The organism is Silvanigrella paludirubra (genome assembly GCF_009208775.1).
Taxonomy (GTDB): domain Bacteria; phylum Bdellovibrionota_B; class Oligoflexia; order Silvanigrellales; family Silvanigrellaceae; genus Silvanigrella; species Silvanigrella paludirubra.
The window spans coordinates 912760-926089 of the sequence record NZ_WFLM01000001.1; the positions used below are offsets into that span (position 1 = coordinate 912760).

At 30.7% G+C, this 13330-nt stretch carries 12 protein-coding genes; 3 read left to right on the forward strand and 9 right to left on the reverse strand.

The window, feature by feature from the left end; translation table 11 throughout:
* The first annotated feature begins 164 nt into the window (after positions 1-164).
* The gene (locus GCL60_RS04070; protein WP_153418592.1) at positions 165-1238 is read left to right on the forward strand and encodes a D-alanine--D-alanine ligase family protein; all 1074 of its coding nucleotides are present in this window, start codon (positions 165-167) and stop codon (positions 1236-1238) included.
* A gap of 41 nt (positions 1239-1279) precedes the next feature.
* Here GCL60_RS04070 and gap read toward each other — a convergent pair whose 3' ends face one another.
* The 5 genes from gap to GCL60_RS04095 all read right to left on the reverse strand — a co-directional run bounded on the left by gap (position 1280) and on the right by GCL60_RS04095 (position 6589).
* Positions 1280-2287, reverse strand: a complete 1008-nt coding sequence (gene gap / locus GCL60_RS04075; protein WP_153418593.1) for a type I glyceraldehyde-3-phosphate dehydrogenase — start codon at positions 2285-2287, stop codon at positions 1280-1282.
* 124 nt (positions 2288-2411) lie between these two features.
* Positions 2412-3356: a pentapeptide repeat-containing protein gene (locus GCL60_RS04080; protein ID WP_153418594.1), complete on the reverse strand. Its 945-nt coding sequence runs from the start codon at positions 3354-3356 to the stop codon at positions 2412-2414.
* Positions 3357-3358: 2 nt separating this feature from the next.
* Entirely contained in the window at positions 3359-4450 is a 1092-nt protein-coding gene (locus GCL60_RS04085; protein WP_153418595.1) for an LptF/LptG family permease, read from the reverse strand.
* 3 nt (positions 4451-4453) lie between these two features.
* A complete protein-coding gene (locus GCL60_RS04090) occupies positions 4454-5794 on the reverse strand; it encodes an LptF/LptG family permease (RefSeq protein WP_153418596.1) in 1341 nt (446 codons plus the stop codon).
* Between the two features lie 3 nt (positions 5795-5797).
* Complete coding sequence (locus GCL60_RS04095) at positions 5798-6589, reverse strand: enoyl-ACP reductase FabI (protein WP_153418597.1); 792 nt, start codon at positions 6587-6589, stop codon at positions 5798-5800.
* Between the two features lie 107 nt (positions 6590-6696).
* Here GCL60_RS04095 and GCL60_RS04100 point away from each other — a divergent pair, with 107 nt between their 5' ends.
* Both GCL60_RS04100 and GCL60_RS04105 read left to right on the forward strand, forming a co-directional pair.
* Positions 6697-6951 carry a hypothetical protein gene (locus GCL60_RS04100; RefSeq protein WP_153418598.1) on the forward strand — a complete coding sequence of 85 codons (255 nt, stop codon included), beginning with the start codon at positions 6697-6699 and terminating at the stop codon, positions 6949-6951.
* Positions 6952-7018: 67 nt separating this feature from the next.
* Complete coding sequence (locus GCL60_RS04105; protein ID WP_153418599.1) at positions 7019-8029, forward strand: hypothetical protein; 1011 nt, start codon at positions 7019-7021, stop codon at positions 8027-8029.
* Between the two features lie 8 nt (positions 8030-8037).
* Here the strand turns inward: GCL60_RS04105 and GCL60_RS04110 are convergent, their stop codons facing one another.
* From GCL60_RS04110 to GCL60_RS04125, 4 genes are all read right to left on the reverse strand, one after another.
* Positions 8038-9546: a methyl-accepting chemotaxis protein gene (locus GCL60_RS04110; protein ID WP_161998068.1), complete on the reverse strand. Its 1509-nt coding sequence runs from the start codon at positions 9544-9546 to the stop codon at positions 8038-8040.
* A gap of 92 nt (positions 9547-9638) precedes the next feature.
* On the reverse strand, positions 9639-11147 hold the full coding sequence (locus tag GCL60_RS04115) for a methyl-accepting chemotaxis protein (RefSeq protein ID WP_153418601.1): 1509 nt from the start codon (positions 11145-11147) through the stop codon (positions 9639-9641).
* An 88-nt stretch (positions 11148-11235) separates the two neighbouring features.
* Positions 11236-12750, reverse strand: coding sequence for a methyl-accepting chemotaxis protein (locus GCL60_RS04120; protein WP_153418602.1), 1515 nt, complete (start codon positions 12748-12750; stop codon positions 11236-11238).
* A gap of 90 nt (positions 12751-12840) precedes the next feature.
* A complete protein-coding gene (locus GCL60_RS04125; protein ID WP_202613994.1) occupies positions 12841-13326 on the reverse strand; it encodes a DUF3299 domain-containing protein in 486 nt (161 codons plus the stop codon).
* Positions 13327-13330: the final 4 nt, after the last annotated feature.

Here is a 13330-nt window from a genome sequence, read left to right on the forward strand (position 1 = left end):
AATTTAACTCATGCCAAAAAAAAATGGTAGAGGCAATACCATTTTTTATTTATTTTTATTAAGAAATTATTTAGCCTTGTTAGACAAGGATATCTTTTCTCAACAAATGTTGTCGTCAAAGACACAACATTCCTTTAAGAGTAATTTAAAGAAGGAAGAAAAAAATGAGATCGAATTTTGAAAGTAAAAATAAAAATCAAATTATTGGGATTGTATATGATTTACCAATGAAACTTGAAAGTTCAGATCAAATGAATTTTCCAGATGATGCAAATGCAGAGTGGGAATCACAAAAAACGATCGATACAATTATAGAAACATGGAAACATTTGGGCTTTTCTATAATTCTTTTTCCGTTAGATTCAACATTTTTAATGAATTGGAATAAATTTAGTTCACAGTGCACTTTAATTCATTCATTAGTTGAAGGCTGGGGATCTCTTGCAAGAGAAAGTTGGATTCCATCATTATGTGAATTATCTGGAATTCCATTTATTGGTTCTGAACCATTTGCGCAATCAATTTGTATGAGCAAAACACAAATCAAATTATTGTGCAAATTTTTAAAAATTCCAACTCTACCTTTTTATACGATTAAAAATCTCAAAGACCTTAGTAATATTCCAAGAGATTTTTTTAAAGAAACACATTTTATTAAACCAGATGGAGAGGGATCTGGTATGGGTATTGATGCGTCATACTCTATATCAAATTCAAAATCGAATACAGAAAAAATTACTAAAACAATTCTCGAAAAATACCCAGACGGTGTATTAATAGAAAAATATATTGATGGTAAGGAATTTACTTCTGGCATCATTGGTACACCTCCAATATTTCTACCAATAGCTGAAATTGAAGTTGATGATGGCATTTATGGACTATCAAATAAATCAAAAGAATTTATGGGAGAAAAAGTAACTTTTCCAAAACTTTCAAAAATCAATGAAACTATTATTCGAAATGGTACTGAAAAATTATTTAATTATTTAAATATAAGAGACTTTGTTCGAATGGATTGGCGTTGTGACAATAAAGGAAAAATCTATTTTTTAGAATCAAATACGTTACCTGGGATTTCCTACTACTATAGTGTATTGCCTCTTATGGCAAAAAAAATGGGTTATAGTTACGAAGATTTATTTTCTATTTTAGCAAATTCTGCATTAACCCGATCTAAAAATAGAAATCTTTGGTACGGGAAAGCAAGATTACAAAAAAAATCTCCTAAAAGTTAAAATACTTTTAGGAGATTTAAAAAATAGATCGAATTAAAGAATTATAACTTTCCAGTTGCAACTAATCTTGTTAATTGAACCATACGGTTACTAAATCCCCATTCATTATCATACCAAGAAAGCACTTTAACCATGTTTTCGCCAATTACTGTTGTGTATTCTGCATCAATAGTGGAACTATTTGCGCATCCATTAAAATCACAACTTACTAATGGCTCTTCAGAATATCCTAAAATACCTTTCAAATAGGTCTCAGAAGCTGACTTAAGTGCAGAGTTGATGTCTGCTGCCGTAACTGTTTTTTCTAATTCAAAAGTAACATCTACTAAAGATACATTTGGTGTTGGAACTCGAACGGCAAATCCGTGTAATTTTCCAGCTAATGATGGAATTACTTCAGAAATCGCTTTAGCAGCTCCTGTAGATGTCGGAATCATACTTAAACCAGCAGCTCTAGCACGACGTAAATCTTTATGTGGAAGGTCTAAAATATTTTGATCATTTGTATAGGAGTGAATTGTTGTCATTAATCCTTTTTTAACACCGTATTTATCGTGTATTACTTTTGTTAGTGGCGCTAAACAGTTTGTTGTACATGAACCATTACTTACAATATTATGCTTATTGATATCATATTCGGAATCATTTACTCCAATTACAATTGTTTTATCTATGGATTTACCAGGAGCACTTAAAATTACTTTTTTAGCGCCTGCCTTTATATGAGCTGCCGCTTTGTCACCATCAGTAAATAAACCAGTACATTCTAAAACAATATCAATTCCGTTTGCAGCCCAAGGAATTTCCGCTGGATTGCGCACGGCTGTAATTGGAATTATTTTTCCATCTACTACTAAGGCATTGTCTTTATGATCTACTTGTTGCTGCGCTTTTCCATGAACAGAATCATATTTATAAAGATGTGCTAACGTTTTTGCATCTGTAAGATCATTTATGAGACAAACTTCAATATCACGCTCATTTTTTAATGATCTTAATATACAGCGACCAATACGACCAAAACCATTAATACCAATCTTAATTGTCATTTTAGGAACCTCCAAATTATAAACAAAGACTAACAAGCAGCCTTCTCTATTACTCATACCCAAAAATAGAGATGGCTTCAAAGATAATTTTATTTATCTGAAAAAACTTAGTTTACCACAAGGATTAATGACGAGTTTCTGGATTTGGTGAGTTTAATATTTCGAGAAACTCCTCTGCTGTATGGCAACCTGTGAAGTTTTTCCCGATACTGCTACATCCTGATATTTTAATTGGTTCTTTTAAAGATAAATGCAATTTCGAAAATAGACATTCTTTAAATTTACAATCTTCAAATTCAATTCCTTGAATATCACAATCTTCAAATTCGCAATCATGAAAATTTACATTTGTAAAAATCATTCTATTTAAACGACTTCCATGAATTCTTGTTTCTGAAAAATCAGACTTTGCGACATGGTTTTCAGTAAAATCAGATTCTGATATTGTTACATCTGAAAGTGCAGAACGAGAAAACTTATTATTTTCTAAGCGCGCTTCTTGCAGTGTTACATTACTTAATCTTGCTAAACTAAAATTAGAATTACAAAAGTCAGAACGAATTATAGCCAATTCAGAAAACTGAACTGCTGTAAATTTATTATTTTTAATTTCAGAACTTTCCGAAAAATCAACTCCAAACCACTGAGAACCAACTACTTGATTTTCTTTTACACTACTATCATCACTAACGTGAAAGGCACGAAACACAGAAAGCTTAGAATCGAGACCAGATATATTTGGCGAAAACCCAAATGGTTGTAAATTATTTGATATATTTTCCTGAATTTTATCAATTTGTGGCATATTTTCAGATATTTGATGAACAAGATTACTAGAAATCTTTAATAATTCTTCAATATTTACACTTTTTTTAAGTTTTTCAAATGCTGTTTTTAATCCCTCTTGTGATTCTTCTTTATTTACGTGATTTGGATTAGAAGCATTATCAAAAGAATTCTCTCTACGTTGTTTCCTTAAGACATAATTTTTTTCAATTAATGATTTTGCCTTTTCAACATTCATTTTTCCTTTCGAGACCGCTTCAAGAATGGAATTCAATTCAAACATATTTACTGTCCTTTATCCAATTTCCGAATTAGCATATAACTCAAAAATATAACTAAAATATTCATTATCCATGCAGCTAATAATGGATTTAAACTTCCCTTAATAGCAAAACTTCTTAGCGCTAAATTACCAAACCAATATACAAGGGCTGTTACTAAACAAATTACAATTCCAATATATTTTTCTTCTTGCCTTTCTTTTCGCAAAGCAAAAGGAATTGTTAAAAACACAAAAAGCAAATTTGCAAATGGGGAACTTAGTTTAAAATAAAGATCTACAATTCGATCCGAAACATTTGTTCCCGCAGCCTGAGCATCTTCAATAATTTTATTTAATTGCCAATAACTTAACTGATTCGATTCACTAGATTGGTTTAAAACCTTAGGCGGTGCAAAATCTACATTTGTCACATATAATGGCTTTATTTCTGTTTTAGAAATATAAGAAGAAATATCAAAGTTTGTAACAATTGCATTCCGCAGTACCCAATTTCCAATATTTTCATCAAAATAACCAGACTTTGCATGGACAATTTGTTTTAAGCTACTTTGGTTTTCCCATTTAAAATATTCGACATTAAATAGTTCTTGTTTTTGTTCATCGTATTTCTTAAAATGTAATACCGTACCTTTTGCTTTTAGCCAAGTACTTTCTGTAAAAACGACCTCATTTTTTTTTCTTTCAACATCAACCTTCTTTATTCTTTGAAAATGAGTTGAACTCATGGGAAGAATCAGCTCGCTTATCATAAATTGAGTTAAAGTAAAAAAGAAACCAACGCATATTAAAGGAATAGAAATTTTCATCATAGAAAGCCCAGCGGCACGCAATGCTGAGATTTCCCCGTGCTTTGCAAGCATCCAATTGGTGATGATACCACCAATTAATACAGCAAAAGGCATTAATTGAATTGTTATTCCTGGTACTTGCCAAAAATAATATAAAAATTTAATTTTATTGGAAACTTCATAACCATCAAAATAATGCTGACTTTCTTCCATGTAGGTTATAATAAAATAAATACACAAAGAAAATAACAAGATATTTAATACTGTTTTTAAATATTGCGAAGCAATATACCACCAAATTCGCATCTTTTATCCTTTTTTTGAGAAGATTTTTATTTTTAATAAATCATCTCTAACAAATGCGATAAAGCCTGTAGAGGGTGGATGTCTTAAACGCCATCTTAAAAGTAAAGCTATTATAATAATCAATGCAATTGGTGTAATAAAAAGCATTAAAAAAGGCGGCAATACAAAGCTTAAAGCCAATTGCTGACAAATAGAAATAGATGCATAAAGAACAAAGACAACAATGCCTATGCCCAAATAAACACCAAATTGTTTTCTTCTTGGATCCTGAATTCCAAGACAGATACCAATAATAGGCAAAAATATAGTTGAAATAGGTACAGATATTTGTTTAAAAATAAATATTAATTTTTCTATTATTTTTGTATCTTTAGACCATTCTGGATTTTTCTCTTTTTCTTTATCTAACATTTCAAAATAGGCAATGGGATAGAGCTGATTTGTATTTTCAGTAAAGTTCATATCCCCTTTAAATTTATTTTTTAAAGTATTAACTAATGAAATATTCATTTCAGAAAAATATGTAATTGTAAAATCGGAAAGATTTGGATATGAAAGAAATTCATTCCGTTTCATATCTTTTTTTTGTAATTGAAATGTTTCTAGATTTTCTTTTAAATAATAAGAGATTGATTTATCAGATTGCTTAATAGAATATGCTGTTCCTTTATTAAGGGAAAATATATAATCTGGAAAACCAGCATTTAATTTCTTTTTTAAACTACCAGCACTTGAAACAATTGCAGAATAGTATTTTTCATTACTTGTTTTTGCAGCAAGAAATACATTTTTAAATTCAGAACGATCTTTTGAAATATCTTGCATATATAATAAAATATTTACTCTATCAGAATCTAAAACATTACTTTTATTAAATGATTTTTCACGCAAGGAATCTTTTATCAGCTCTTCAACAGCTTTTCGTGATTGAACCCATCTAAATTTTTCAAATTGTTTATTTGAATAAGGCTCAAAGATAAGTGCACTAAATAATGAAATCAGCATCACAATTAGGCCAATAAATGAGGGCATTGCTGAAAGTCTTAAAATACTCACACCACTTGCCATCCAAGCTTCAAGCTCTCTATCTGCAGCCATCCGTATGGTAACAAGTGATGCCGAAATTAATAAAGAAATAGGAACAGTAAATTTAATAATTGAAGGAAGTATCATTAATAACAACATTAAAAATGTTGTTCCTGTATCTGGAGCTGAAAAAAGCAATTGAGCATAACGAGGAATTTTAGCCATGATCATAATAGAGCTGAGGCTTGCGGTAATCACAAACGTCAACGTTATTATTTCATTGGCAATTAATCGATCTAATTTATGCAGAATGGCCATCAACTACTCAACTGCTGAAAACATGCCAAGGGTATTATAACCACAATCTACATGTAAAACTTCACCAGTTACCCCAGAAGAAAAATCGGATAACAAATAGAGAGCAGAACGAGCAACATCATCTGTCGTTACATTTCTTTTTAAAGGTGCATGCTTATGAGCGTTATCAAGCATTTCTTTAATACCTGGAATAGCGCTTGAAGATAAAGTACGAATTGGACCCGCACTAATTGCGTTAACACGAATACCTACTTCACCAAGATCATAGGCTAAATATTTAGCACAAGATTCTAATGCCGCCTTTGCAACTCCCATCACATTGTAACGAGGAACTACTTTTTCAGCCCCATAATAGGACATTGTAATTACGCTTCCCCCTTTTTTCATTAGAGGCAATGCTGCGCGTGTTACAGCTACAAGGGAATATGCAGAAATATCTAAAGTGGAAGCAAAAGATTCTCTTGTCACAACCATAAATTTTTCTTTTAGATTTTCTTTTTCAGTAAAAGCAACGGAGTGGATGATAAAATCAATGGAGTCCCAATGTTTTTGAATATTGCTGTAAAAAGACTCTATTTGATCATCTTTTGATACATCGCAAGGTAATACGATAGATTCAGGAAGCTCTTTTACAAGTTCACGTACACGTTTTTCTTGTGCATCTCCTAAAAAATTAAAAGCGAGTTGTGCTCCCTGTTCGGCACAAATTTGTGCGCAAGCCCATGCAATAGATTTATTGTTTGCAACGCCAAATACAATACCACGTTTGCCAGCAAGAATTTTTGCGTGGTTCATTTCTTCCTCCAATGTCAAATGCGAAAAACAAATTCGCCGAACCTTGAGCCTACTTGTATCTTGCGTTACAAACAAGCCGCTGATAGCCTTTTTGATAGGAGGATTTTATGGAGAATAGATCTAACAACATGAAATATGAAAAACGATTAATTGATAATGCTACTTGTAAAAGACGTTTTCATTTAGTTTTTGAGTCTGGAGCTAAAAATGATGCTCATGTCGAAGTAAAATGTCCTCATTGTGGCGTTATTCTTTTTGATGAAACAAATCACCCTCCAGTCATGATTGCTCGCGATGAAAATTTAATAAAAAGCCCTGACGGCTCTGAACCAATAATTTATGATTGTAAGTTTAATCAATAATATATTATTGGAATCCTTTATTGGAATTTCAATAATCTCATTATTTTCCATATATTTTGCTGGAAAAATGTCCTTTTATGGCGCATATTTATTTAATTATTTTCATTGGCGCACTCTCATCTTTCCCTATAAAATAAATGTAATAAATAAATTTTTCTATATTCTAAGATTAGGAGCTGACAAAACCCCTTTTGTTACCTTAGCAATCGTTTTTACAGAAAAATTAAATATCTCCCTTTTGTATGCTTCACTCATTACTGTATTTGCAGGAATTCTTCGATTGGCTTCTACTTATGATTGGAGAACAAGTATCCCTCGAATTAAGAAGTGGAGATTTGAGCTGGGGCTTTTACAGGGTGAACCTATTTCAATCCAATTTAAAGCACAGGATGCCAATAAAAAACTATTGAACAACCTAGCCCACCCCAATCAAAACAATAAATTTGAAATTTCTAAAACCGATTTTAGATGTTATATCGCATTAGCACTATTATTCATGAGCGTTCCTATTTACCAAAATGGAAATTATTTAATCCGCTTAGACATTATTGCCTTTTCCTTAATCACATGGTGCACAATAGATGCTCTTATGTGGAATTTTCAATTTAATCATAGATCTATGTCAAAAATTGAAAACTTCCAAGAAAATATCTTTGGGTTTTTTATCTATTTTTGGCCCCGAATTATAGTTGTCATTTTAATGATTTTGTTGTTTTTTTCGAGTCATTTTTTAATAATTTATGAATTTTCAAGATATCATGTAGCCGGTTTTATATTTTTCATTATGTTTTTGAATAAATCTTTGCGAATATGGAATGAAGCCTTAATTGCTAAATTAAATTTACAAAAAGAATATTATCCTGCTAGCTATCATCGCGATCACTTATTTAAATTTGAAAATGCACGGATATGGCGTGATATAGGAGCTTTAAGAAGTGAAGCTGTGAATCCACTTGTTCGTTTAGTTATGTTCAGAACAATGTTTGAATTATCAGAAAGAAGTTTATTTATTGGTATTATTACACATCTAGATTTAATTTTAGCAACTTTTTTTTATGCTATGTTAATTACTAAATAAAATTATTTTTAATTCGCTTTTTTATGAAATCCATATATAACATTTTCTGTTTTACTAACAATATTATTTAAATTATTGCTTTCATTAGAAATCTCGTCTGTTACTTTAAGTGAATTTTCAGATTCCTCTGCATTTTTAAATGCAAGTTGATCCAATTTACCCATAGCTGTAGAAATTTGTTTAACACCAATTTCTTGCTCTTTTGTTGCAGAAGAAACCTGATCAATTTGATGATTGATTTCTTTAATACCTTCAACAATTTCTGTAAAGGATTCAGATACTTTTAGTGTTCTTTTTTCACCATCTTCTACACGTTCAATCGTTTGTGCTAAGATATGCTGAACTTCATCTCTACTTTTTTGAAGCAAGTCATGAATTTCAGCAGAAGATTTTCCACTCAAATGTGCTAAATTTCCTACTTCTTCAGCCACAACAGAAAATCCTTTCCCATGCTCTCCAGCTCGGGCTGCTTCAATAGAAGCATTTAATGAAAGCAATTCAGTTTTAGAAACGATTTCTGTGATTACTTGGGTTTTAATTTCAATTTCATTTATAATGTTTTCAATATCTTTTAATTTTGAACTCGCTTCATGAATACTATGCATAGAAGTAATCATATTTTTCATTGAAACTTCACCACTAACTGCTTTTGTAGATATTGAGTTTGCTAAATTAGCAGAATTTGTTGTTAGCTCCGTTGTTTTTCCTATCATACTTGTAATTTCTGATATCGCTGCTGCCGTTGTTTGAATAGACGATTCTTGTTCTTTTGAATATGATTTAACACTTCCACTCGATTTTTTTAATTCATCACTTTTATTAGATAAGGTTTTAGATGAACTAAGTAAATACTGACACACATCGACTAAAGGTTTTATTACTGAATTTGAAAAATAAATTCCTATAAAAATTAAAACAATCATACAAAATACACAGGCAAAAAGTAAAATTTTCATAAAATCAAACAAAGCATTGTAGGCATCATCCATGTACAGCCCAGTGCCAACAATCCAGTCCCAATCAGGCATGTATTTTATATAAGAGAGTTTTTTTACAGGTTCGGTAGAACCCGCTTTTGGAAACATATATTCAACAAAACCACTTCCCGATTTTTTAGCTACTTCAGAAAAATTGGCATATATTTTAAAACCTGTTGGATCTGCAAAATTAGACATATCCTTTCCAGTCATTTCTGGTTTAGGGGGTACTAAAACAACTTCAGATTTTGTATTTGAAATAAATATATAATCATTATTCGAATATCTTAAAGCAAGTATGTTTGCTAAAGCCCTTTTTTGAGCTTCTTCTTTTGTTAATTCTTTCTTTTTTTCCAATTGTATATAAGAATCAACAAGAGTACTTCCTAGCTCAACAATACTTTGCAGCTTTTCTCTTTTATTATTTAATAAAACACCCCAGTATATATTCACTAACCAGACTAAAAATATTGCAAATATAAAGACGGAAACAAAACTATTTAATAATACTTTAACTTTAATCCCAAATTTATTAAACATAAAAACATCCGCCTTTATCATAATAATAATAAACTTCTTATCGAAAAAAAAATTTTTTTTTTTAGCTATTTATTAAGAATATTTTATAATAATTATTTCAATTTTTTAACATTACCAAAGATAACAATCTCTGTTTTTTCAACAATTTCATTTAAATTATTGCTTTCTGTTGAAATATCTTCAGTTGATTTTAATGAGCTTTCAGACTCCACTGTGTTTTTTAAGGCAAGCTGGTCAAGTTGCCCCATTGCTACAGAAATTTGTTTTACTCCAATTTCTTGTTCCTTTGTCGCATCAGAAACCTGGCCCATTTGGAAATTAATCTCTTTTATCCCATTTACAATATCAGAAAAGGCAGCGGATACTTTTAAAGTTCTTTTTTGGCCATCTTCAACTCTATCAATTGTTTGAACTAATATACGTTGCACTTCTTCTCTACTTTTTTGTAATAGAGCCTGTATTTCACTGGAAGATTTCCCGCTCATATGAGCAAGATTACCCACTTCTTCCGCCACAACAGAGAACCCCTTACCATGTTCACCCGCTCGAGCCGCTTCGATAGAGGCATTTAAAGATAAAAGTTCTGTTTTAGAAACAATTTTATTAATAACTTGTGTTTTACTTTCTATCTGATTGATAATATTTTCTATTTCTTTTAATTTTGAACTTGCTTCATGAATCCCCTGCATTGAAGTAATCATATTTTTCATAGAAACTTCACCATCTTCTGCTTTTCCAGAGATATTGTTTGCAAGTGTTGCTGAATTTGAAGTCAATTCTGTTGTTTTTCCAATCATGCTTGTAATTTCTGAAATAGCAGCCGCTGTCGTTTGAATAGACGACTCTTGCTCTTTCGAATATTTAATCACACTGCTACTAGAATTTTTTAATTCGTTACTTTTTTTAAACAAAGATTCAGAAGAACTTAACAAAGAAAGACAGACCTCTGTTAATGGTTTAACAACGGAATTTGCAAAATAAACACCTATAAAGATCAAAGTACCTATACAAAACAAACAAGCAAATAATAATATTTGAAGGAATTTTGTCATTGCTTCATAGGCATCATCCATATATAGCCCAGTACCAACAATCCAGTCCCATTCTGGGAAATAATTAACATAAGATAATTTTTTACTTGGAGTAGTAGAACCTGCTTTAGGAAACATATACTCGACATATCCTTTACCCGATTTTTTTGCCACATTTGCAATTTCTACATATAATTTTAGTCCAGTTGGATCCGTAAAACCAGACATATCTTTTCCTGATAATTCTGGTTTTACTGGATTTAATACTTGATAAGCTTTAGTATTTGTAATAAAAATATATTCTTTACCTGAATAACGAATTGCATTTAAAGTATCTTTTGCCCTATTTTGAGCTTCTTCTCTAGGTAAAATTGACTTTTTCTCTAAATCTATAAAATGAGAAACAACAGTGGATCCAACTTCAACAATATTTTGCAATTTTTCTTTTTTTGCATCTAATAGTTCATTCCAATATATATTGGAAATATATACTAAGAAGATTGCAAATATGACTACAGACAAAAGGCTATTTAATAGAATTTTAAATTTTATCCCACGTTTATTTGACATAATGCAGTCCTCATAAAAACAACTACATTATTTCATCGGGAAAATTTAGATTATATTAAATTAATAAAATTATATACAATACTATTAGTTACTTATAACTGATATTTTTGCCAATCCCAAACACAACTCTTTCCGTCTTATGCACTACATCTTTTAGATTGTTACTTTCTATAGAGATGGAATCTGTAGCTTCTAATGATTTTTCGGATTCACCTGTATTTTTAAAGGCCAATTGATCCAAGAGTCCCATTGCATTAGAAATTTGTTTCACACCTATTTCTTGTTCCTTTGTTGCATCAGAAACTTGTCCCATTTGATGATTTATTTCTTTAATTCCTTGAACAATATCTGTAAAAGATTCCGAAACTTTTGTAGTTCTTTTTTGACCATCTTCTACTTTTTCAAGTGTCTGTACAAGTATACGTTGTACTTCTTCTCTACTTTTTTGAAGTAATGTCCTTATCTCATTCGATGACTTTCCACTTGTATGCGCTAAGTTACCAACTTCTTCAGCAACCACAGAGAAACCCTTACCGTGTTCCCCTGCACGAGCGGCTTCAATTGATGCATTTAAAGAAAGCAATTCGGTTTTAGCTACAATTTTTGTGATTACTTTAGTTTTTGTTTCTATTTCATTAATTATACTTTCGATTTCTTTTAATCTTGAGCTAGCTTCATGAATTCCTTGCATAGATGAAATCATATTTTTCATAGATACTTCACCGTCTTCTGCTTTCATAGAAATTTCATTTGCTAATTTAGCTGAATTGCCTGTGAGCTCTGTGGTTTTACCGATCATACTGGTTATTTCAGAAATAGCGGCTGCAGTGGATTGAATAGAAGATTCTTGCTCTTTAGAATATTTTTTAACACTTGAACTTGATGATTTTAATTGTTCACATTTTCCTAATAAACCAGCAGAAGCATTTAATAACGTTTTACAAACTTCGCTAAGAGGCTTTTCAACTGAGTTTGCAAAATAAATTCCCAGAATCACTAAAGTAACAATACAAAAAATACAGGCAATTAAAAGAATCTGTAAAAACTCTGTCATAGCAGTATAAGCATCGTCCATATATAATCCTGTACCAACAATCCAATTCCATTCAGGGAAGTAGTTTATATAGGATAATTTTTTTGATGGTACAGTAGAACCTGCTTTTGGAAACATATAGTAAATAAAACCAGAACCACTTTTTTTTGCTAAATTCGCAATTTCAACATAAAGCTTTAATCCTGTAGGATCTGTAAATCCAGACATATCTTTTCCACTTAATTCTGGTTTCACAGGATTTAAAACTTGATAGGCTTCTGTATTTGTAATAAAAATATATTCTTTTCCTGAATAGCGTATGACATTTAAGTCTGCTTTAGCTCTTGTTTGTGCTTCTTCTTTTGACAATGTTCCTTTTTTTTCTAGATCTATATAACCTTTTACAAGAGTGGATCCAATTTCAACAATATTTTGGAGTTTTTCTTTTTTATCATTTAATAAAACGTTCCAGTATAAATTACTCAACCAAAGTAAAAAAATAGCAAAAATAAGAACTGAAAAGGCAGAATATAATAAAATTTTAAATTTAATTCCTTTTTTTGTGATCATAAAAACCCATCCTTGAGATTTATGTGAATATCGGAATTTAAAATAAAAAATAAAACTCAATTCTATTTAATTAATAATTATTCAAATAATTTACATATAGGGCTGAGTAAAAGAACCAATCATTTCAAATGAAGCTTTGATTTTTTTTCCACTATTTTCTGAAATCACAAATTTTCCAGTTAACCAAACAGGACCGTAAGTCATTTTTGCTTTTTTACCAGAGGCCATTTTGACATGGATAATTTGATTTGGCGGTGGGGGAGGAACATGAATACAGGCCATAGGTGAAGGTACAAATAAAAATTCATCCACAAAATCCTGATTATCTTCTAGCGGTATGATAAACCCTGGAATTTTAATTGTAGTTCCATTTAAGGGTCTTAGTTCATCAGGGATATTTCCAGAAATTGTATTGAGTGATTGAAGTTGTTTCCAATCTGCTTCTGTTACTTTAGATGAGCTATGTGTATTTGCCATTGTCTTTTGATTTGTTCCTTTTAACAAAAAAAAGACGGCTATTCCACCAAGAATAACTCCCGACAAAGATAATCCTAAAACTTTATAAATAAACTTCATTTTA

What these genes read in the sequence shown, in the direction of transcription:
- GCL60_RS04070 (WP_153418592.1), top strand. Translation starts at nt 165, where the DNA reads ATGAGATCGAATTTTGAAAGTAAAAATAAAAATCAAATTATTGGGATT.
- GCL60_RS04110 (WP_161998068.1), bottom strand. Translation starts at nt 9,546, where the DNA reads ATGTTTAATAAATTTGGGATTAAAGTTAAAGTATTATTAAATAGTTTT.
- GCL60_RS04090 (WP_153418596.1), bottom strand. Translation starts at nt 5,794, where the DNA reads ATGGCCATTCTGCATAAATTAGATCGATTAATTGCCAATGAAATAATA.
- gap (WP_153418593.1), bottom strand. Translation starts at nt 2,287, where the DNA reads ATGACAATTAAGATTGGTATTAATGGTTTTGGTCGTATTGGTCGCTGT.
- GCL60_RS04100 (WP_153418598.1), top strand. Translation starts at nt 6,697, where the DNA reads ATGGAGAATAGATCTAACAACATGAAATATGAAAAACGATTAATTGAT.
- GCL60_RS04120 (WP_153418602.1), bottom strand. Translation starts at nt 12,750, where the DNA reads ATGATCACAAAAAAAGGAATTAAATTTAAAATTTTATTATATTCTGCC.
- GCL60_RS04080 (WP_153418594.1), bottom strand. Translation starts at nt 3,356, where the DNA reads ATGTTTGAATTGAATTCCATTCTTGAAGCGGTCTCGAAAGGAAAAATG.
- GCL60_RS04105 (WP_153418599.1), top strand. Translation starts at nt 7,019, where the DNA reads ATGTCCTTTTATGGCGCATATTTATTTAATTATTTTCATTGGCGCACT.
- GCL60_RS04085 (WP_153418595.1), bottom strand. Translation starts at nt 4,450, where the DNA reads ATGCGAATTTGGTGGTATATTGCTTCGCAATATTTAAAAACAGTATTA.
- GCL60_RS04125 (WP_202613994.1), bottom strand. Translation starts at nt 13,326, where the DNA reads ATGAAGTTTATTTATAAAGTTTTAGGATTATCTTTGTCGGGAGTTATT.
- GCL60_RS04095 (WP_153418597.1), bottom strand. Translation starts at nt 6,589, where the DNA reads ATGAACCACGCAAAAATTCTTGCTGGCAAACGTGGTATTGTATTTGGC.
- GCL60_RS04115 (WP_153418601.1), bottom strand. Translation starts at nt 11,147, where the DNA reads ATGTCAAATAAACGTGGGATAAAATTTAAAATTCTATTAAATAGCCTT.